At 71.2% G+C, this 19165-nt stretch carries 19 protein-coding genes; 6 read left to right on the top strand and 13 right to left on the bottom strand.

Features of this window, described 5'->3' with window-relative positions:
* Positions 1–6: 6 nt before the first annotated feature.
* From ACFSKW_RS47260 to ACFSKW_RS47250, 3 genes are read left to right on the top strand one after another with little or no spacing between them, the layout of a single operon-like run.
* On the top strand, positions 7–687 hold the full coding sequence (locus tag ACFSKW_RS47260) for a response regulator transcription factor (RefSeq protein WP_379581174.1): 681 nt from the start codon (positions 7–9) through the stop codon (positions 685–687).
* On the top strand, positions 684–1928 hold the full coding sequence (locus ACFSKW_RS47255; protein WP_379581173.1) for a sensor histidine kinase: 1245 nt from the start codon (positions 684–686) through the stop codon (positions 1926–1928). Before ACFSKW_RS47260 ends, ACFSKW_RS47255 begins: the two co-directional genes overlap by 4 nt.
* 35 nt (positions 1929–1963) lie before the next feature.
* Positions 1964–2260, top strand: a complete 297-nt coding sequence (locus ACFSKW_RS47250; protein ID WP_379581172.1) for a PepSY domain-containing protein — start codon at positions 1964–1966, stop codon at positions 2258–2260.
* A gap of 1 nt (position 2261) precedes the next feature.
* Here the strand turns inward: ACFSKW_RS47250 and ACFSKW_RS47245 are convergent, their stop codons facing one another.
* The 7 genes from ACFSKW_RS47245 to miaA all read right to left on the bottom strand — a co-directional run bounded on the left by ACFSKW_RS47245 (position 2262) and on the right by miaA (position 11245).
* Positions 2262–2927 carry an HNH endonuclease family protein gene (locus tag ACFSKW_RS47245; RefSeq protein ID WP_379581171.1) on the bottom strand — a complete coding sequence of 222 codons (666 nt, stop codon included), beginning with the start codon at positions 2925–2927 and terminating at the stop codon, positions 2262–2264.
* A gap of 74 nt (positions 2928–3001) precedes the next feature.
* Positions 3002–5422: a GcvT family protein gene (locus ACFSKW_RS47240; RefSeq protein WP_379581170.1), complete on the bottom strand. Its 2421-nt coding sequence runs from the start codon at positions 5420–5422 to the stop codon at positions 3002–3004.
* Between the two features lie 89 nt (positions 5423–5511).
* The gene (locus ACFSKW_RS47235; RefSeq protein ID WP_379581169.1) at positions 5512–6270 is read right to left on the bottom strand and encodes an SDR family NAD(P)-dependent oxidoreductase; all 759 of its coding nucleotides are present in this window, start codon (positions 6268–6270) and stop codon (positions 5512–5514) included.
* On the bottom strand, positions 6271–8553 hold the full coding sequence (locus ACFSKW_RS47230; protein WP_379581168.1) for a tetratricopeptide repeat protein: 2283 nt from the start codon (positions 8551–8553) through the stop codon (positions 6271–6273). It lies immediately after the preceding gene.
* 19 nt (positions 8554–8572) lie between these two features.
* Positions 8573–9328 (bottom strand): SCO6745 family protein, encoded by a 756-nt coding sequence (locus tag ACFSKW_RS47225; RefSeq protein ID WP_379581167.1) that lies wholly within the window; start codon positions 9326–9328, stop codon positions 8573–8575.
* A 220-nt stretch (positions 9329–9548) separates the two neighbouring features.
* Positions 9549–10355 (bottom strand): diaminopimelate epimerase, encoded by an 807-nt coding sequence (gene dapF / locus ACFSKW_RS47220; protein WP_379581166.1) that lies wholly within the window; start codon positions 10353–10355, stop codon positions 9549–9551.
* Complete coding sequence (gene miaA, locus ACFSKW_RS47215) at positions 10352–11245, bottom strand: tRNA (adenosine(37)-N6)-dimethylallyltransferase MiaA (RefSeq protein WP_379581165.1); 894 nt, start codon at positions 11243–11245, stop codon at positions 10352–10354. Before miaA ends, dapF begins: the two co-directional genes overlap by 4 nt.
* 68 nt (positions 11246–11313) lie before the next feature.
* On the opposite strand from miaA, the gene ACFSKW_RS47210 reads away from it, so the two are divergent.
* Entirely contained in the window at positions 11314–11586 is a 273-nt protein-coding gene (locus ACFSKW_RS47210) for an antitoxin (protein WP_379581164.1), read from the top strand.
* A gap of 75 nt (positions 11587–11661) precedes the next feature.
* Here the strand turns inward: ACFSKW_RS47210 and ACFSKW_RS47205 are convergent, their stop codons facing one another.
* The gene (locus tag ACFSKW_RS47205) at positions 11662–12186 is read right to left on the bottom strand and encodes a methylated-DNA--[protein]-cysteine S-methyltransferase (RefSeq protein ID WP_379581163.1); all 525 of its coding nucleotides are present in this window, start codon (positions 12184–12186) and stop codon (positions 11662–11664) included.
* Position 12187: 1 nt separating this feature from the next.
* On the opposite strand from ACFSKW_RS47205, the gene ACFSKW_RS47200 reads away from it, so the two are divergent.
* Positions 12188–13084, top strand: a complete 897-nt coding sequence (locus ACFSKW_RS47200; RefSeq protein WP_379581162.1) for a ribonuclease Z — start codon at positions 12188–12190, stop codon at positions 13082–13084.
* An 83-nt stretch (positions 13085–13167) separates the two neighbouring features.
* Here the strand turns inward: ACFSKW_RS47200 and ACFSKW_RS47195 are convergent, their stop codons facing one another.
* The 5 genes from ACFSKW_RS47195 to miaB form a co-directional block, all read right to left on the bottom strand.
* Positions 13168–13845: a class III extradiol ring-cleavage dioxygenase family protein gene (locus ACFSKW_RS47195; RefSeq protein ID WP_379581161.1), complete on the bottom strand. Its 678-nt coding sequence runs from the start codon at positions 13843–13845 to the stop codon at positions 13168–13170.
* Between the two features lie 9 nt (positions 13846–13854).
* Positions 13855–14190, bottom strand: a complete 336-nt coding sequence (locus ACFSKW_RS47190; protein ID WP_379581208.1) for a MarR family winged helix-turn-helix transcriptional regulator — start codon at positions 14188–14190, stop codon at positions 13855–13857.
* On the bottom strand, positions 14187–14918 hold the full coding sequence (locus ACFSKW_RS47185) for an isocitrate lyase/PEP mutase family protein (RefSeq protein WP_379581160.1): 732 nt from the start codon (positions 14916–14918) through the stop codon (positions 14187–14189). Before ACFSKW_RS47185 ends, ACFSKW_RS47190 begins: the two co-directional genes overlap by 4 nt.
* 100 nt (positions 14919–15018) lie before the next feature.
* The gene (locus ACFSKW_RS47180; RefSeq protein ID WP_379581159.1) at positions 15019–15591 is read right to left on the bottom strand and encodes a hypothetical protein; all 573 of its coding nucleotides are present in this window, start codon (positions 15589–15591) and stop codon (positions 15019–15021) included.
* Positions 15592–16800: 1209 nt separating this feature from the next.
* Entirely contained in the window at positions 16801–18282 is a 1482-nt protein-coding gene (gene miaB, locus ACFSKW_RS47175; protein ID WP_379581158.1) for a tRNA (N6-isopentenyl adenosine(37)-C2)-methylthiotransferase MiaB, read from the bottom strand.
* A gap of 124 nt (positions 18283–18406) precedes the next feature.
* Between miaB and ACFSKW_RS47170 the strand changes: the two genes are divergently transcribed.
* Positions 18407–19156, top strand: coding sequence for an amino acid ABC transporter ATP-binding protein (locus tag ACFSKW_RS47170; RefSeq protein ID WP_379581157.1), 750 nt, complete (start codon positions 18407–18409; stop codon positions 19154–19156).
* Positions 19157–19165: the final 9 nt, after the last annotated feature.

Genomic DNA, 19165 nt, shown 5'->3' with positions numbered 1-19165 from the left:
CCTCATATGGCCGACATCCTGCTCATCGAGGACGACGCGACCATCCGGGCGGCCCTCAGCCGTGGCCTGCGGGAGCTCGGCCACGCCGTCTCCTCCTCCCCCACCGCGCTCGACGGGCTGCGGCTGGCCGTACAGGACCGTCCCGACCTGGTGGTCCTCGATCTGGGCCTGCCCGACCTCGACGGCGTCGACCTGCTGCGCATGCTGCGGGCGGTCAGCAAGGTGCCGGTGATCGTGGCCACGGCCCGCGACGGCGACGCCGAGATGGTCCCCGTGCTCGACGCGGGCGCCGACGACTACGTGGTCAAGCCGTACAGCTCCGCCCAGCTCGACGCCCGCATCAGGGCGGTGCTCAGGCGGACGGGCGACGTCAGGGACAAGCAGGAGCTCACGGTCGGCGACCTGCTCCTGGACCCGCGGGCCAGGACGGCGGCCCTCGGCGGCGTCACGCTCGACCTCACGCCGCGCGAGTTCGACGTCCTGCACTACCTCGCCGCAAGGCCCGGCGAGGTGGTGACCAAGCGCGAACTGCTGGTGGAGGTGTGGCAGGTGCCGTACGGCGGGGCGGACAAGACGGTCGACGTCCACCTGTCGTGGCTGCGCCGCAAGCTGGGTGAGACGGCCGCGAACCCCCGCTACCTGCACACGGTCCGTGGCGTGGGTGTGAAGCTCGTGAGCCCTTCGTGAGGCGCTGGCTCGCGCTCCTGGCCGCGGCGATCACCTCTCTCGTGCTCGTGGCGCTGCTGGTGCCGATGGCGCTGCTGATCCGCTCGGTCGCCGAGAGCGGCGCGATGGCCAGGGCGACGGGCGCCGCCGAGTCGGTCGCGGTCGCGGCCGGCTCCCCCGACCTGGTCCTGACCGTGGAGCAGGCGCGCGGCGGCCCCTTCCCCGTCACCGTCTTCCTGCCAGGCGGCGGGGTGCTGGGAGCCGGCGCCTCTCGTGACGACGCGGTACGGCTGGCCGCCACGGGCCGCAGCGTCACCGCCGAGGCCCCCGGCGGCAGGGCCGTGCTGGTCTCGGCGCTCACCCCTCAGGGGACGGTCGTGGTGCGGGTGTTCGTCGGCGACGCGGAGCTCACCAAAGGCGTGCGCGAGGCGTGGCTCGGTCTGGCGCTGCTCGGCCTGGCGCTGGTCGCGCTCGGGATCGTGCTGGCCGACCGGCTGGCGCTGGCGATCACCAGGCCGATCGGCGCGATGGCGCAGGTCTCGCACCGGCTGGCCGGCGGCGATCTGACCGCCAGAGCGGCGCCGGACGGCCCGCCCGAGGTCCGCTCGGTGGCGCTGGCGCTCAATCATCTGGCCGGGCGGATCGACGACCTGCTGGCCGCCGAGCGCGAGTCGGTCGCCGACCTCTCGCACCGCCTGCGAACCCCGCTGACCGGGCTGCGGCTGGACGCGGAGTCGCTGCGCGACCCCGACGAGGCGGCCAGGGTGTCGGCCAGGATCGACGAGTTGCAGCGTGCCGTCAGCGCGGTCATCACCGAGGCCAGGCGGCGTACCGGCGAGCAGCAGTCCTGCGACGCCGCTGCCGTGGTGTCGGAGCGGGCCACGTTCTGGTCGGTTCTGGCCGAGGACCAGGATCGCCGCATGGACCTCGACCTGGCTCCAGGCCCGCTGCCGGTGCGGGTGGGCGCGGCCGAGCTGGGCGCGTGCGTCGACGCGCTGCTCGGCAACGTCTTCGCGCACACCCCCGAAGGCGTCGCGCTCGCCGTACGGCTGAGTCCCGGGGTGCGGCTCGTCGTCGCCGACGAGGGACCGGGTTTTCCTCCTGCGGCTCTGGAGCGGGGGCGCAGCGGCGCCGGCTCGACCGGCCTCGGCCTCGACATCGCCCGCAGGACCGCCGAGTCGGCGGGCGGCGCGATCGAACTCTCCACCGGGCCAGGCGCGACGGTCACGCTCACGCTTAGCCCACCTTTAACGATCTCCTAGCGCGGTGCTATCGCGGCCGGGGCGAACCTGTGGCCATGACGACGACAACACTCATCGCCGCGGCCCTGCTCTTCACCGCCGCCCCCGTCACCCAGGCCCAGGCCGTCGACATCGCGAAGGCGCGCGTGCCGGGCGCGAGCGTCGTGGAGGTCCATCGCGACTGGGAGCACGGCCACCGCACCTGGGAGGTCGAGCTGCGCAAGGGCCGCTGGGAGTACGAGGTCCACGTGGCGGTCAAGAACGGCAGGATCGTGAAGGTCGACAGGGACCGCGACGACGGGGGCCGTGACGACGACGGCCGTGGCAGGGACCGCCACGGGGACGACGACTGACTCAGCAGGAGGACAGGATGTCCTTCATCGCGGCCTTCTCCGCCGCGGTGACCCACAGCGCGTACTTCGTCTTCACCTTGACCTGGCGGACGATGTAGGCGCACCTGTACGCCTTGCGCGGCGGCAGCCATGTCGCCGCGTCGGCGTCGCTCTTCTGGCCGTTGAGCGGCCCGTCGACGGCCAGAAGGTTCAGCGGGTCGTTGGCGAACTCCTTGCGCTTGTCCTTGGCCCACTGCTGCGCGCCCTTCTGCCAGGCGTCCGACAGCGGGATCAGGTGGTCGATCTGCACGTCCGAGCTGGTGTCCTGGCCGCGCTTGAAGTTGATCGTCTTGCCCGAGTACGGGTCGTCGAGGACACCGGTCAGCACGATGCAGTCGTGCGTGCCCGGCTTGAACGTCTCATCGCGCAGGTCCCGCTTGAGGATGTCGTTGCGGGTGTCGCAGCCGTTGTGGTCGACGTCCGCCCACGCGGGCCCGAACTTCTCCCGTTCGAACCCCGTCTTCGGCGCCCGCCCCTTGACCTCGAGCTTGTCCAGGTCCTTGCGCGCCTCGCCGACGTCGGCGGACGGCGCCTTACCCGCGTCGGAGTCAACGTCGGCCGCCTGTAGCGCCCCGCACCCCGTCAGCAACGCCATCGAGGCCAGAGCACCCGCCAACATCCTTTTCATTCGTAAAATTCTAGGATGTAAACGGTCAAGCCCGCGAGTAACGCGTCAGCCAGGTATCAAAGCGACGGAGATCCCTATCTCCGGATCTTCTCCATCTTCGGGTCGAAGAGCGGCTCCTCGGCGACCACCGCGGGCACGCGCCGGCCGAAGTACACGATGTCAACGGGCGTGCCGGGGCTCGTCAGCTCCACCGGCAGCCACGCGTAGGCGATCGGCCTGCCGATCGTGTGCCCGAAGGCGGCGCTGGTGACGTATCCCGCCGTCCTGCCCTCGTGCTTGACCGGCTCCTTGCCCATCACCACCTCGGTCGTCAGCAACGGCACCAGCCTGCGGGTCAGCTCGCCGTCCAGCGCGTCGCGGCCGAGGAAGTCCTTGTCCTTCCGTACGGCGAAGCCCAGCCCCGCCTCGTACGGGCGGTGCTCGTGGGTCATGTCGACGCCCCAGAGCCGGTAGCCCTTCTCCAGGCGCAGGCTGTTGAACGCGGCTCTGCCGCCCGCCGTCACCCCCTCGCCGAACAGCGTGTCCCAGAGCTTCAATCCCAGGTCGGCGCTGGTGTAGAGCTCCCAGCCGAGCTCACCGACGTAGGAGACGCGCATGGCCAGCACCGGCACCTGACCGACATATCCGGACTTACAGGTGAAGTAGCGGAACCCTTCGTGCGACAGGTCCATGTCCGTCAGCGGCTGGACCAGCTCGCGCGCCATCGGCCCCCAGACGCCGACGCAGCAGGTGCCCGGCGTGATGTCGCGGACCTCCACGCCCTTCGGCGCGTGCCCTCGCAGCCACGCCAGGTCCAGATTGCCGTTGGCGCCGACCTGGAAGCGGTCCTCCTCCAGCCTGGCGACGGTCAGGTCGGACCTGATGCCGCCCCTGGCGTCGAGCATGAGCGTGTAGGTGACCGAGCCGGGCTTCTTGTCCACATTGTTGGTGGTCAGCCACTGCAACATGTCCGCCGACCCCGGCCCGCTGACCTCGATGCGCTTGAGCGGCGTCATGTCGTAGAGGGCGACCCTCTCGCGCGTCGCGTACGCCTCGGCCGCCGCGATCGGCGACCAGTACCTGGAGGCCCACTCGGCCCGCTGCGCGACGCCGAGTGCCGCCTCGACGAACGCCCCCCGCACCTCGTCGGGCAGGTCGGCGTCGGCTCTGCGGCGCAGGGCGAGCTCCTCCAGCAGCGGCTTGTTGGCCTCGAACCACTGCGGCCGCTCCCATCCCGCGCCTTCGAGGAAGTAGGCGCCGAGCTCGCGCTGCCTGACGTGGAACGGGCTCGTCCGCATCGGCCGCGGCGACTCCATCGGCTGCAGCGGATGGATGATGTCGTAGACCTCGACGAAGTTCTGCCTGCCGCGCTCCTCGATGAAGGCGGGGGCGAGCTGCACGGGCTCGAAGCGCTCCAGCTCGCACTCGTGCAGGTCCACGCTGGAGTGGCCGTCGGCGAGCAGCTCGGCGACCGCCCTGGCCACGCCCGCCGAATGGGTCACCCAGACCGCCTCGGCCAGCCAGAACCCCTCCAGCTTCGACGACTGCCCGATCAGCGGGAACCCGTCGGGCGTGAAGGAGAAGATCCCGTTGATCCCGTCCAGGTAGGTGCTCTCCCGCAGGGCGGGCAGGAGCTCGGCGGCGTCCTTCCACGAGGGCTCGAAGTCCTCCGGTGTGAACGCCTGCACCGAGGGCATCACCGTGCCCCTGTCGTCGATCTCGTGCTGCTTCACCGGCATCGGCCGGTGGGCGTAGGACCCGATCCCCACCCTGTCCCCGTGTCCGCGGACGTACAGGTCCTTGTCCTGGTGCCGCAGGATCGGCAGCCCAGGGGGCACGGCGAGCGCACCCGACTTGGCGTACTGGTGAGCCAGCGGCAGCAGCGGCACGGTGACGCCCGCCATCGCCCCGATGGACGGGCCCCAGAATCCGGCCGCGCACACGACCACGTCGGCGGGAACGACACCCTGGTCGGTCTCCACCGCCGTGACCCGTCCGCCCCGCTGGGCGATCCCGGTGACCCTGTGCCGCTCCAGGAGACGCGCCCCGCGCTCGACCGCTCTGCGGGCCTGCGCCGCACCGCTCGGCACCGCCCTGGCCAGCCCGTCGCCCGGCACGTGGAAGCCGCCGAGCACCTTGCCGACATCGAGCAGCGGCCACAGCTCGTGACACTGCGCGGGATCGAGCAGCCTTCCCTCCACGCCCCACGACTCGGCCCACCCGTGCTTGCGCCGCAGGTCCTCGAGTCGTTCCTGCGTGGTCGCCACCTCCAGCCCGCCCACCCGGTCGAAGGTGCCCAGACCGGTGTACTTCTCGACGGTGTAGGCGGCGAACTCGGTCATCGTCTTCGACGCGTTCGTCTGGAAGACCAGCCCCGGGGCGTGCGAGCTCGACCCGCCCGCCTCGAACAGCGGCCCCTGCTCGACGACCGTCACGTCGGTCCAGCCGCGGGCGGTCAGCTCGTCGGCGAGGGCGCAGCCCACGATCCCCGCGCCGATGATCACCACACGAGCCATGCGACGCCTCCCGCCGTTCCCCGGTACGCAGAAGTATCGGAACACAACGGGCAACCTGCCGCAAACACCAGCGCCGTCGGCAGCGGACGTCAGGTGATGAGGAGACCGCCGTCGACCGGCAGCGTCACGCCGGTGATGTAGGAGGAGGCGTCGGAGGCCAGGAAGACGGCGGCGGCGACCAGCTCGGAGGCGTCGCCCACGCGCTTCATCGGCACGCGGAGCTCGAGCATCGTCTCCAGGTAGTCCTGCTTGTAGTCCTCGGTCATCTCCGAGTGGAAGAAGCCGGGCTCCAGGCAGTTGACCCTGATGCCCTTGCGACCCGTCCACTGCTGCGCCAGATCCCTGGTCAGCCCGATGACCGCCGCCTTGGACGCGCTGTAGGCCGCCTGCGGCAGGCCCGCGGTCGTCTCGCCGAGGACGCTGCCCACGTTGATGATCGACGAGCCGGGCCGCATGACCCGCCCGCATGCCTGCGCCATCCAGTACGTGCCGTGCAGGTTGATGTCGACGACCTGACGGAACTGCTCGGGCGTCTCCCGCGTGGCGGGCACCGCGGTGCCCACGCCCGCGTTGTTGACCAGCACGTCGACCGTCCCGAAGGTGGACACCGCCGCCTCGACCAGCGCGTCGCAGTCGGCGACGACGGTCACGTCGGTCGGTACGGCCACGCACCGCCTGCCCGTCTCCTCGACCAGCAGGCGCGTCTCCTCCAGCCGGTCCTTGCGACGGGCGCCGATCACGATGTCGGCGCCCGCCTCGGCCAGCCCCCGCGCGAAGGCCACCCCCAGCCCCGAAGAGGCTCCTGTGACGATGGCGACCTTCCCCTGAAGGCTGAACCTGTCGAGCATCTAGAGTCCGTACTCCTTCACGATCCGCTCGTGGCGCTCCACCTCGACGTCGACCTCCCTGGCCAGGTCGAGCCAGGCCAGGGGGTGCACCCAACGCTCGGTGGCGTCGTCGAGCAGGGCGTCGACCTCGACGGGCGAGACGTCCGGCGGCACCGCGACCCAGCCGAACACGCCGGGCAGCTGCTCGCCGCTGGTCGGGTGGGAGACCTGGTAGTTCTCGTCGCTGTAGACCCACATGGGCCAGCCGCGCTCGGCCATGACCTCGGTGAACTCGGCCCAGTCCTCCTCGCTCGGCGCGGCGCCGTCGAAGAAGTAGCTGGTGTAGCCGCCAGGGCGGAGCATGCGGACCGCCGCGAACGGCGGCACGAAGTTCTGCTGCTCCTGCGGGTCGTCGGGGACGGGCTCGAGCAGCTGCGGGTCGAAGACGACCAGGTCGCCCGCGTTGTACTCCATGCCGCGCGGCTGCGGCAGCGCGAGCCTGGCCGTGGCGGGGCCCGTGCGGATGGACAGCACCTGCCGCTGGCCGCCGTCGGGCGCGGGCAGGATGATCCTGACCAGGCCCAGCTCCTCCTCGATCGGCCCCTCGGCCGACTTGACCGGCATGCCGATCCTCTTGGCGCCGACGCGGACGGTCTCCCAGTCCTCGGCGGAGGTCGCCAGCACGATCATGCGCCAGACGTCCTCGTCGGTCATGTCGTCGCCGCCGAGGGCCTCGCGCAGCACCTGGGCGCCCTTGGCGTTCTGGTCGAGCTGCTGGCTGGCGCTCGCCAGCGCGCGCCTGGCCTCGATGCCCGCGCCCGCCGCCAGCGCCTGCTCGGCCTCGGAGACAGCCTGCTCCCAGCGCTCACGGGCCAGGTGAAGCCTGGCAAGCGCGAGATGCTTGAACGCGCCGGGCAGCAGCTCGGCCATCTGCTCCAGCCGCTCGTCCTGGCGGGCCTCGACGAGCAGGTTGGTCAGGAAGTCGACGTCCTGGGCGTCGGCGGTGGCGATCCGGCCGCCGTCGACGAGCATCTTCCAGTAGATGTCGGCGCCCGTGGCGGGGTAGCCGAGGAAGCCGAGCGTCGTGGTGTGGCGGCGCGTGGCCTCGATGTCCTGGCCCGACAGCGGGGCCAGCCAGCCCACCCACTCCTCGGGGTTGGCGTTGATGCCGTCGGCGGCGTCGAAGTAGGCGACGCGCTCCTCCAGCGGGCTGGACGCCTCGGGCGCGGCGGTCGCCGCGGCGGCGGCGCGCAGTGCGGCGACCCGCTCGGCGACGCCCTCGGCGGAGCGCAGCTCGGTCGCGGCGTGCTCGGCCAGGTCGGCCAGCAGTTCGGCCTGCCAGACGCCCTTCCTGTCCACGGCGAGGTCACCGGCGACCAGGGCCAGCTCGACGCGGGCGCGGTAGCCGCCCATCATGCCGAAGTAGTCGATCCACTGGCGGAGGACGCGCCCGAGCTGCCAGGTGTTGGTGATCTGCGCGGAGCCCGCGAGCTTCGCGACGGCCTGCGCCCACTCCACGAAGTCGCGCGGGTGGTCGCCGACGACGTCGAGGTCGGGCAGCGCGTCGACGGCCTCGGCCGTGCGCCCCAGCGTGGCGAGGATGAGCGCGCGGCGCACGCCCTCGCGGTGCGGCTTGGCGACGGGGTCGTCGGGCTTGAAATCGGCGGCGGCCTGGATGGCGGCGAGCGCGTCGTCGGCGCGGCCCGCGGCCAGCAGCGCGCGCGAGCTCTCCGCGCCGAGCTCCCAGCTCGCCTCGCGACTGACCGCGCCCAGGCGCTGGATGGCGGTCTCGGCGTAGGCGACGGCCTCGTCGGCGCGTCCGGCGTCGGTGAGCGCCGAGACGTACTGCGTGACCAGGCCCGCGTAGGCGACGTCGGTCGGCTCGAGCGCCTCGATGGCGGGGCCGAGGGCGGCCAGGCGCTCGGCGGCGTAGCCGGGGCCGTCGGCGTTGGCCTGGGCGAGCGCCAGCGCCTCCACGGCCGCGGGAGCCGAGGGGCAGTCGCGAACGTCTTCGCGCTGGGCGAACGCCACGAGCTCCTCCGCGTCACCGATCGCGACCGCGCCCTGCGCCCTGTCACCGATGCGGCCGATCAGGTGCCAGTAGCGGGCGTAGAACTCGAGCCACGGCAGGCCGAGGGTCTCCGCCTGCTGCGCGATGGCCGGGGCCATCACGTCGAGCTGCGGGTACCGACCCTCGTAGGCCTGAGCCGGCAGGTCGCCAAGCGCCATGGCGAACGGGGCGTTACCCGCCTCGGAAAGCTGCTGCTGGGCTTCGCCGACCCAGGCCCAGATGTCCACGTCCATGGGCAGCCAGTCTGCCAGGTCAACGGACGTGCCCCAAACGCATCAAGGTGACGAGCTCGTCGCGTTCCGCGTCGGTAAGGGCGGCGAAAGCGGGCGCCATCAGCTCGTCCGTCAACTCCTCGGCCTCCCGCCTGCGCGCCACCGTCTCCTCGGGAACGGCCGGGTACGGCTCGGGCCAGGTGAAGAAGCGCGCCATGTCCTGGCCGGAGGAGATACCGAGAGGGGTGCCCTCATGGTCGGTGGCGAGGGCCGCGGTCAGCGGGTCGAACCCCATCGACAGGATCGCGATCGCGTGCAGGCCGCCGCGCAGTTCCCTGACCACGTGCATGAGCTGGGTGGCCCTGGCCACGGGGTCGTCGGGCAGCGGTACGGCCCGCCAGCCCGCGAACAGCGGCGACCCGAGCACGGAGGCGGCGCCGGCGACCTTCTCCAGGAGGTGGGCGATGCGGTCGCAGCCCTCGACGGCGCCGAGCTTGCGGTGGCCCCATGCGTGGCAGGCCGTGGTGTAGAGCGCGACGGCCTCCTCGACGGGGAGTTTGCGGCCGCCTTCCCAACTCTCGCGAACGTGGCTGGGAGGGAAGAAGACCGCCGCCGAGGTGACGACGTCGGCGTCGACCTCGCCGAGGACGCCGCACCTGCCTCTGAAGTAGAGCTCGCGCGGGCCGAGACCCGTCCGCGCGCACAGCTCCTTGGCCTCGCGGGAGAGCATGAAGCCGCCGCCCAGCCTGCCGATCGTGCCCTTGACCGCCACCGCGGTGCTCTTGGAGTCGACCATGCGGCCAGCATCGCCCACCAGAACATCATTCTGCAAGGGTTCCTCGACGGTCTTCACCCGAAGAGCCGGTCCCGGACACCTCCGGCCCGCGACCGGAAGGCCGGACGCACGGGAGGACGGCCCCGCGATGCGACCTCGTCCCCGTGGTGCCGCCCCCCGGACCGCGGGGACCACGACCCCGAGGCGCGAAACCGTGGCCTGGGGCCGGAGGCAGGCAGGGTCAGAGAGTCAGCTCCCCCGAGGCGATGATCGCCGCGGGTCCCGCCAGGTAGCTGGTCCGCTCGTCGAGGGTGACCGTGAGGATCCCGCCCGGCACCTCCACCGTCCACGTGCCCGTGTCCTCGCCCGCCAGGTGCGCCGCCGCGACCGCCGTGGCGACCGCGCCGGTCCCGCACGAGCGGGTCTCGCCCGATCCGCGCTCGTACACCCGCATCAACGCCCGGTGCGTGCCCACCGCGTTCAGCAGCTCGATGTTGACCCCGTTGGGGAAGACCGCGGGGTCGAAGGCCGGCTGGTGGGTGAGGTCGAGGTGCGCGACGGGGTCGCCGATGACGCAGGCCAGATGCGGGTTGCCCATGTCGACGTGCAGCCCGGTGTACTCCTGGCCGCTCACGGTGGTGGTGCTCGACCCGAGCACGACCGGCTTGCCCATGTCGACGGTCACGTCGCCGTCGGCGGCCAGCCGTACGAGCTTGGGGCCTCCCCTGGTCGCCACGGCGAACTCGCCCGGCTCGGCCAGGCCCGCCTCCACCAGGTAGCGGGCGAAGACGCGCACGCCGTTGCCGCACATCTCGGCGATGCTGCCGTCGGCGTTGCGGTAGTCCATGAACCACTCGGCGCGGTCGGCCTGGTCGACCACCTCCTGGCTGAGCTTGGTCCTGACCACGTGGAGCACGCCGTCCGCGCCGATGCCCGCCCTGCGGTCGCACACCGCGGCCACCCTGGCGGGGGGCAGGTCGAGCTCGTTGTCGGGATCGGGGAGGATGACGAAGTCGTTGTCGGTGCCGTGCCCCTTGAGAAATCTCATGTCTCAACCCTATCCAGGGCCTGCCGCAGCAGATCCGGCGCGTCGAAGGGCAGCCAGACCACCCTGGGATCGCGGCGGAACCACGACTCCTGACGTCTGGCGAACCTGCGCGTGGCCCTGACCGTCTCCTCGAAGGCCTGGTCCTCGCTCCACTCGCCGTCCAGGAACCGCAGGACCTGCGCGTAGCCCAGGGCCCTGCTCGCCGTACGGCCGTGCGCCAGGCCGTGCGGGAGCAGCCCGCGCACCTCGTCGACCAGGCCCGCCTCCCACATGCGCCGGACGCGCAGCTCGATGCGCTCGTCGAGCACCGGCCTCGGCACCTCGACGCCGAGCTGGACGCTGGGGTAGACGGCGTCGTAGGAGGGCATGTTGGCCGAGAACGGGCGCCCGGTGAGCTCGATGACCTCCAGGGCGCGCACGATCCTGCGGCCGTTGCTCGGCAGGATGGCCGCGGCCGCGGCGGGGTCCTTCTCGCGCAGGCGCGCGTGCAGCGCCCCTGATCCCCGCTCGGCCAGCTCGGCCTCCAGCCCGGCCCTGATGCCGGCGTCCGTTCCAGGGAACTCCAGGTCGTCCAGCGCCGCCCTGACGTACAGACCGGAGCCGCCCACCAGGATGGGCACGTCGATGGCGTCCATCAGCGGCCTGACCAGCCGCTGGTACTCGGCGACGCTCGCCGTGACCGTGACATCCCATATGTCTAGAAGATGGTGCTTGACACCGCGACGCTCGGTTTCATCCAGCTTTGCTGTACCGATGTCCATTCCTCGGTAAAGCTGCATGGAGTCGGTGTTGATGCATTCCCCGCCCAGCCGGAGCGCCAGATCCACGGCGAGATCAGACTTTCCGGCCGCGGTCGGTCCGACGACGGCGATCACTGGCTGTTTCCCCACACGGATAAGTGTGACAAGCCGATGGGTATGAACGGTCCGCAGTATCGACACACCATTCGGGGGAAAGTATGTCGATCTTCGACAAGGTCAAGGAGATGCTGGGCGAGAAGCACAAGAACGTCCCAGAACAGGGCGGGCCCGCGACCGACGAGACCACCGCCCAGGCCGGTGACGTGCTCAGCGACTTCAGGAACAAGGCCGAGGAGGCCGCCATGAGCGGCATCGACGAGGCGGCCAGGAACGTGGACGAGGCCACAGGAGGCAGGTTCACCGACCAGATCGACCAGGGCGCGGAACAGGCCAGGAACATCGCCGACAAGATCGACGGCGAGCAGGGTTGACACCGCGTGCGGGACGCGCCCTTCAGCCCGTCCCGCATCCAGCCCCGGGCCCTCCCGGTCTCCTCAGGGCCCGCCTCAGAGATCGAGGAGGGTCGGCTGCAGGTAACCCTCGTGGGTGAGCAGCCAGCGCTTGGTCTCGACGCCCTCTCCCCCGCTGAACCCGCCGAGCCCGTTGCCCGCCACCACCCTGTGGCACGGCACCACGATCGGGATGGGGTTCGCTCCCATGATCGACCCGATGCCCCGCGCGGGGACCGTGGACTCCGCCTTGCGCGCCAGCTCGCCGTAGGTGACGACCGTGCCGAAGGGCACCTTGTGCAGCGCCTGGAGCACCCGCCGCGGCGTCGGGGAGATGAACCGCCAGTCGACGGGCGTCTCGAAGACGCGGCGCCGCCCGGCGAAATATTCGGTCAACTCGGATACGACGCCGGCCGTACGATCCGGGTCATGAACTTCGACCAGGTCCTTCAGGCGCGGCCTGGAACCCCAACCGGCGGCGACCAGCCCCACCTCCGTGACGGCCAGCGTGAACCTGCCGACGGGCGTCGAAACCTCGGCGAACGCGACGGTGACCGGCTCGGGACTCGGCTGGGAGGTCATCGTGTCCTCTCGTGAACTCGTGGTGCTGGGCACGTCCAGTGCGGTGCCTACCAGACACCGTAACCACAACGGGTACCTTCTGCGCTGGGACGGCCAAGGCCTGCTTTTCGACCCCGGCGAGGGCACGCAGCGGCAAATGGTGCACGCGGGCGTCAGCGCGCACGACGTCCACTGGATCTGCGTCACCCACTTCCACGGCGACCACTGCCTCGGCGTGCCAGGCGTGGTGCAGCGCATCGCCCGCGACAAGGTCAGGCACCAGGTGCGCGCGGTCTTCCCCGGATCGGGCGAGCTCTACTGGCGCAGGCTCAGGCACGCCGCGGCCTTCGCCGACACCGACAGGATCACCGAGCACCCCGTCACGGGCGAGGCGGACGCGGTGGGGCCGCTGACGGCCCGCCTCCTGTCGCACCCCGTCGAGTCGTACGGCTACCGCCTGCAGGAGCCCGAAGGCCGGCGCATGCTGCCCGACAGGCTCAGGGCGTTCGGGATCAAGGGTCCGGAGATCGGCCTGCTCCAGCGGACCGGCTCGGTGCGCGGCATCACGCTCGACCAGTGCAGCGTGCCGCGTCCGGGGCAGTCCGTCGCCTTCGTCATGGACACCAGGCTCTGCGACGCGGTGTTCGAGCTCGCCGACGGCGTGGACCTGCTGGTGATCGAGTCGACGTTCCTGTCGTCGGAGGCGGCGCTCGCCAAGGAGTACGGCCACCTGACCGCCTTCGACGCTGGGGTCGTCGCCGCCCGCGCCGGCGTCAGGCGGCTGGTGCTGACCCACTTCTCCGAGCGGTACGGCGTCGCGGAGGAGCCCGCGTTCCTGGAGGAGGTGCGGCGCAGCTACGACGGCGAGGTGGTGGTGGCACGCGACTTCACGACCGTCCCCGTGCCCAGGCGGCGCTGAGCGTTGGGCCCCCTTCGTCGCGCTAGACGCTAGGGGTGAGGGCCGCCTCGGGACATCGGCCATTCAGCCATGAGGTCTCGTCCTCAGGTCCAGGTCGCCACGAAGTAGCCCACCCCGTAGGGCGCGGTGCTCTCCAGCAGCTCGGCCTGCGGCCTCGCGCCGCCCGCGGCGCCCGCCAGCACCTGGAACGCGGCCCTTCCACCGACCCAGAGCTCTGCCGCCTCCTCGGGGTCGAGCGCCGCCAGCGCGCCCGCGTCACCCCCGGCCAGCGCCCCCGCGATCCCTTCGTTGTACGGCGGAGCCGCGGGGTGGAGGTAGCCGGGAGCCTTCTCGGTGAGGCGGGCCGAGCCGTCGCCCATGACCAGCAGCGCCGTCCGCCCGTCTCCGGCGAGCCGTTCCCCCAGGCGCAGGCACTCGCCCGTGCTCGCGTCGAGCGCGACCTCGTGGAAGGCGGCCCTGTCGCCCGCCTGGTCGCCCAGCAGCCACCGGCCGATCGTCAGCGACAGCGGCAGGACGGGCTCGCCTGCGCCCACCCTCACGTCGACGCCCCACGGGCGCAGCGTGCCCGCGGGCCGCCCGCCGTACGACCTGGTGGTCTCGCCGCCGCCCACGACCACCAACGCGTCGTGTTCCACGGCGAGCAGGGCCTCGACCGCGGCGGCGCAGGCGGTGCGCAGGCCGTCGAGCTCGGGCGCCGCGGCGCCGGCGAGCGCTGGCACGAGCAGGGGCGGATGCGGGCACACGGCCGCGGCGACAAGCACCCGCCCAGGCTAACCGAGTCGCCGCCCTACCCGGCTGAGCAGATCGTGGAGGATCTCGCGTTCGCGGGCGTCGAGCGGCTCGAGGACCTCCTCCTGTACGGCACGCGCGGTGGCGTCGAGGCCGGCGAGCGCCGACCTGCCGGCGGGGGTCAGGCTGACCAGGACCCTGCGCCGGTCGGCCTCGTCGCGGGCGCGCTCGGCGTAACCGGCGGCCGCCAGCTCGTCGACCACCTTGACCACGTCACTCGGGTCGATGGCCAGCCGGGCGGCCAGGTCGCGCTGGGCGTGCGGACCGAAGTCGGCGAGCGCGGGCCTCCTTGCGCGGGCCTCCTGGCGCGGGCCTATTCGTACGGGTTCCGGCCGGCCGCGACGGCGGCGAACAGACTCTCGGCGTAGACGTGGGCGGCCCTGTGCAGGCCGTGGCCGTAGCTGACCCTGCAGACTCCGAGCGCGGCCAGCTCGGCGTGCGAAGGGGCGCCAGGACGGAAGTACACGTTGATCGGAAGGTCGGCGGCCAGGATCCGGATCTCCTCCGGGTCGGCCAGGCCGATCGGATAGACGCAGTCCGCGCCCGCGGCCACGTACCGGCGACCCCTGTCCATGGCGTCGGCGATGCCGCCGTCTCCCACGATGTAGGTGTCGACGCGGGCGTTGACCACCAGGTCGTCGCCCGCCGCCGCCTTCACCGCGGCCAGGTAGTCGGCCTGCTCGCCTGGCTCGACGAGCACGTCGTCGCGGGAGTCCTCCAGGTTGCAGCCGACGGCGCCCGCCTCGGCGAGGCGCCCGGCCAGTTCGGCGGGCTTGAGCCCGTAACCGCGCTCGACGTCGGCGGTCACGGGGACGCCGACCGCCCTGACGATCCTGGCGATGGCCGCGAACATCTCCTCCGCAGGCGTCCGCTCACCGTCCTCGTAGCCGAGCACCGCCGCCATCGCCGAACTTCCGGTGGCCACGACGGGAAAGCCCGCCTCCTCCACGGCCCTGGCCGAGGCGGCGTCCCAGACGTTGGGCAGGATCAGCGGGCTCCCCTTGACGTGGAGGGCGCGCAGGCGAGCGGCTCTGTCTGTCGTCATGCCGTGGACCCTACGCAGGCCCCCACCGGGGCTGAAGGGCCAATTCACGGCAAAACGACTGAGCCACCCGCCAGACCCTCGGGATCCTCCTGGTAGCCGCTCAGCAGCCGTCCTTGGCGCACTGGCCGGCGACGGCACCCGCGGGGCCGTCGGCGGGACCGGTCTCCGCCGGCTTCTGCTGCTGGCCGTTGCCGGTCTGAGTGCCTGGCTTGTCCTTCGAGCCGGTGTCCGGCGTGCCCTTCGAGCCGTCGCCGTTGCTCGCCGGGCCCGCCGAACCGGTGTCGGACTCATCGGCGGGCGGGTCGACGGGAGTGGCGTCGCCCTCGGCGGACTCGCCGCTCTCCTCGGGCAGCGTGGCGTCGCCCTCCGCCGACTCGCCCGAGTCTCCGAGGTCCTCGCCGGGGCCTTCGGCGTCCTCGGACTCCCCTGCTTCACCGGACCGCCCTGCTTCACCGGTGGGCTGCGAGACCGATGCGCCCTGTCCGCCACCGGCGTCCGAGCCGAGCACCGCGAACCCGACCCCGCCGGCCGCCAGGAGGGCGACGAGGGCGGAAGCCGCGATGACGAGGCCCTTCCTGCTCTTCTGCTGTCGTGGATCGTGACCAGGGCCGGAAAGGATCTCCAGGCGATCCTGGTCAGGCTGGCCCGTCGGTGAGGGGACGTGCCCGTGCATGAGAAAACTCCCTGCGGTCGTATCGGGGGGAAACGCGATGGCCTCCGCGGGTGATGGACCACACTAACCGCAGGAGTGGAATGCGTGCGCACCAATCACGAAGGAATCACGACTTGTCTTCTCTTGGTCCCATACGCCCAGGTTGGCGAGCGAGGGCGGTTCCGGTGGCGGGCGTGGCCGCCGTCCTCGGTACTGCTGGACTGGGCGTTTTCCTGGCGTTTTCCGGGGATTCCAGTGATCGTTCCGGGGCCGCGGAGCCCGCCGCGATAAGGCCCATTACCGCAATTCCTGAAATATCAACTTCTGCCGGATCCGGGTTCCTGGAGATCTCCTGGGTACGGCAGGTCCCCGCCCCGTCGCGCCGCGCGGGGTGGACGCGTGACGACCAGGACCCACTCACTGACGGATCCCTGACGGACGGATCACCCGTCGAGGGGTCGCCCACCGACGGGTCACCCACCGAGGGACTTCATGCCGAGGGCCCTCGCCCCGGCGGACCGCACGGCGACGAGCCGGCCGTCGACGGATCGGGAGTCAACGGATCGCGGGTCGGCGGATCCCGGGTCGGCGGATCTCGGGTCGACGGTGGGACTTCCCGCGGTGGCGAACCGCGGGCCCGCGTCGCGGTACAGACGCCGAGAACCGCGCCCCGCCCGCCCGCCGTCGCGCCCGCCTCGCCCGCTCCCGCGCCCGCAGGCGTCCGGCCCGACCCGTGCGCCACGTTCAACGACCTGCGACGCGACTACTGCTACCAGGTGCTCGACAGACTGACGCGCTGAGCGTCCTGACCCACCCACGTCGACCACCGACCCGCCCCGCCCCGCGAACACGACGACGATCCCGGCGATGGGAGATCGCCGGGGTCGTCATCCGAGGTGGAGGTGGTTCTGCCCGCCGCGGAGGCCGTCTCGCGTGCCGTCGCGCGGAGCGATCGGGCCGTCGCGGGAGTGCCTTCACGCGGGACGTTCCGGCAGGCCGGGCGGAACGGTCCGACGGACCGCGGAGGGATCGCACGGCCGGTCGTGCGGGCACCATCACACGACCGGCCCGGCCAGACGTGTGAACGCCGTCACACGAACGGCCCGGCCAGACATGCGAACGCCATCACACGACCGGTCCAGCCAGACATGCGAACGCCGTCACACGAGCGGCCCGGCCAGACGTGCAAGCGCCATCACACGAGTTGCCCGGCGGGTCGGGCGGCCCGGGTCAGGAGGGGACGGCGCAGCCCGAAGGTTCGACGGGGAGCGGCGCGGGCCTGCCGATGGTCGGCATGCCGAGCGACACCCCCTTCGGCTTGGCGGGGGCGCCCTGACGGGCCTCCCATGCGTCGCCCGCCCGGGTGCGGCGCAGGCCGAGCGCGCGGTCGGCGACCAGGTGGTGCGGGGCGGCGTAGGTCACCTCGACGGTCACCATGTCGCCCGGCCTCGGCGTCTCCTCACCCACGGCGAAGTGCACGAGCCTGTTGTCGGCGGCCCGTCCCGAAAGGCGCCTGGTGGTCTCGTCCTTGCGGCCCTCACCCTCGGCGACCAGGACCTCGAGCGTGCGGCCCAGCTGCTTCTTGTTCTCCTCCCACGAGATCTCCTCCTGGAGGGCGACCAGGCGCTCGTAGCGCTCCTGCACGACCTCCTTCGGCACCTGGTCGGGCATCGTGGCCGCGGGGGTGCCGGGACGGATGGAGTACTGGAAGGTGAAGGCGTTGGCGAAGCGGCTCTGCCTTACGACGTCGAGGGTCGCCTGGAAGTCCTCTTCGCTCTCGCCGGGGAAGCCGACGATGATGTCTGTGGAGATGGCCGCGTCGGGCATGGCCGCGCGGACCCGCTCGATGATCCCGAGGTAGCGCTCGGCCCTGTACGAGCGCCGCATCGCCTTCAGCACCCGGTCCGAGCCCGACTGCAGAGGCATGTGGAGCTGGTGCATGACGTTGGGCGTCTCCGCCATGGCGGCGATGACGTCGTCGGTGAAGGCGGCCGGGTGCGGGGAGGTGAAGCGGACCCGCTCGAGGCCGTCGATGTCACCGCAGGCGCGCAGCAGCTTGCCGAAGGCGAGCCGGTCGCCGAACTCGACGCCGTAGGTGTTGACGTTCTGGCCGAGCAGCGTGACCTCGAGGACGCCCTGCTCCACCAGCGTCCTGACCTCGGCCAGCACGTCGCCCGGACGCCTGTCCTTCTCCTTGCCGCGCAGCGAGGGCACGATGCAGAAGGTGCAGGTGTTGTTGCAGCCGACCGAGACCGACACCCACGCCGCGTACGGCGACTCGCGCTTGGTGGGCAGCGTCGAGGGGAAGACCTCGAGCGACTCCTTGAGCTCGACCTGCGCCTCGCCCGCGATGCGGGCCCGTTCGAGCAGCACGGGCAGCGACCCGATGTTGTGGGTGCCGAACACCACGTCGACCCACGGCGCCTTGCGGACGATCTCGCCCTGGTCCTTCTGCGCCAGACAGCCGCCGACGGCGATCTGCATATCGGGGTTCTTCACCTTGGCGGGCCTGAGGTGGCCGAGGTTGCCGTAAAGGCGGTTGTCAGCGTTCTCGCGAACGGCGCACGTGTTGAACACGACCACGTCGGCGTCCTGGCCCTCGGGGGCGGGAACGTAACCGGCGTCCTCCAGCAGGCCCGAAAGCCGTTCGGAGTCGTGCACGTTCATTTGGCACCCGTAGGTGCGCACCTGATAAGTCCGGGTCACAGTCATGGCACTTCCAAGCGTAGGCGTTCCTGCGTAACACTTGCGCCGGGGGCGAAAATGAGGGTGCCGTGATCGGATCGGTACCACCTGGTTAGTGACCAGTGCATCCGACCCCTCTACGTTGTCATCCATGACGGAGAACTCGACTCCGCTGGTCAAGCTGGAGAATGTCCAAAAGCACTTCGGGGCGCTACACGTCCTGAAGGACATCAATCTGACCGTTTCCCGCGGTGAGGTCCTGGTCGTGATCGGCCCTTCGGGCGGTGGCAAGTCCACGCTCTGCAGGACGATCAACCGCCTGGAGACCATCGACGGCGGTCAGATCGTCTTCGACGGCACTCCGCTTCCAGCCGAGGGCAAGGCGCTGGCAGGGCTGCGCTCCGAGGTCGGCATGGTCTTCCAGTCGTTCAACCTGTTCGCCCACAAGACGATTCGCGAGAACGTCACGCTCGGGCCGATCAAGGTGCGCGGCATCAGCAAGGACAAGGCCGACTCGCGGGCGATGGAGCTGCTGGAGCGCGTCGGCATCGCCGCCCAGGCGGACAAGTACCCTGCCCAGCTGTCCGGCGGTCAACAGCAGCGCGTGGCCATCGCCAGAGCGCTCGCCATGGACCCCAAGATGATCCTGTTCGACGAGCCCACCTCCGCTCTGGACCCCGAGATGGTTCAGGAGGTGCTCGACGTCATGATCGGGCTCGCTCGTGACGGGATGACCATGGTGGTCGTCACGCACGAGATGGGGTTCGCCCGCAGGGCGGCCAACCGGGTGGTGTTCATGGCCGACGGCCAGATCGTCGAGGAGGCCACCCCCGACGAGTTCTTCACCAACGCCCAGACCGATCGGGCCAAGGATTTCCTCTCCAAGATTCTTACGCACTAGAAGAGGTGT

This window comes from Nonomuraea mangrovi (assembly GCF_042681425.1).
Classification (GTDB): Bacteria; Actinomycetota; Actinomycetes; order Streptosporangiales; family Streptosporangiaceae; genus Nonomuraea; species Nonomuraea mangrovi.
Note: the sequence above shows the minus strand (reverse complement) of the source record. Positions and strands in the feature narration are given on the sequence as shown.

Bases quoted from the DNA above. Each gene is read 5' to 3' on its own strand.
- ACFSKW_RS47260 (WP_379581174.1), top strand. From the start codon at position 7: ATGGCCGACATCCTGCTCATCGAGGACGACGCGACCATCCGGGCGGCC.
- ACFSKW_RS47170 (WP_379581157.1), top strand. From the start codon at position 18,407: ATGACGGAGAACTCGACTCCGCTGGTCAAGCTGGAGAATGTCCAAAAG.
- ACFSKW_RS47225 (WP_379581167.1), bottom strand. From the start codon at position 9,328: ATGGTCGACTCCAAGAGCACCGCGGTGGCGGTCAAGGGCACGATCGGC.
- ACFSKW_RS47205 (WP_379581163.1), bottom strand. From the start codon at position 12,186: ATGACCTCCCAGCCGAGTCCCGAGCCGGTCACCGTCGCGTTCGCCGAG.
- ACFSKW_RS47210 (WP_379581164.1), top strand. From the start codon at position 11,314: ATGTCGATCTTCGACAAGGTCAAGGAGATGCTGGGCGAGAAGCACAAG.
- ACFSKW_RS47240 (WP_379581170.1), bottom strand. From the start codon at position 5,422: ATGGCTCGTGTGGTGATCATCGGCGCGGGGATCGTGGGCTGCGCCCTC.
- ACFSKW_RS47185 (WP_379581160.1), bottom strand. From the start codon at position 14,918: ATGACGACAGACAGAGCCGCTCGCCTGCGCGCCCTCCACGTCAAGGGG.
- miaB (WP_379581158.1), bottom strand. From the start codon at position 18,282: ATGACTGTGACCCGGACTTATCAGGTGCGCACCTACGGGTGCCAAATG.
- ACFSKW_RS47250 (WP_379581172.1), top strand. From the start codon at position 1,964: ATGACGACGACAACACTCATCGCCGCGGCCCTGCTCTTCACCGCCGCC.
- ACFSKW_RS47235 (WP_379581169.1), bottom strand. From the start codon at position 6,270: ATGCTCGACAGGTTCAGCCTTCAGGGGAAGGTCGCCATCGTCACAGGA.
- ACFSKW_RS47180 (WP_379581159.1), bottom strand. From the start codon at position 15,591: ATGCACGGGCACGTCCCCTCACCGACGGGCCAGCCTGACCAGGATCGC.
- dapF (WP_379581166.1), bottom strand. From the start codon at position 10,355: ATGAGATTTCTCAAGGGGCACGGCACCGACAACGACTTCGTCATCCTC.
- ACFSKW_RS47245 (WP_379581171.1), bottom strand. From the start codon at position 2,927: ATGAAAAGGATGTTGGCGGGTGCTCTGGCCTCGATGGCGTTGCTGACG.
- ACFSKW_RS47230 (WP_379581168.1), bottom strand. From the start codon at position 8,553: ATGGACGTGGACATCTGGGCCTGGGTCGGCGAAGCCCAGCAGCAGCTT.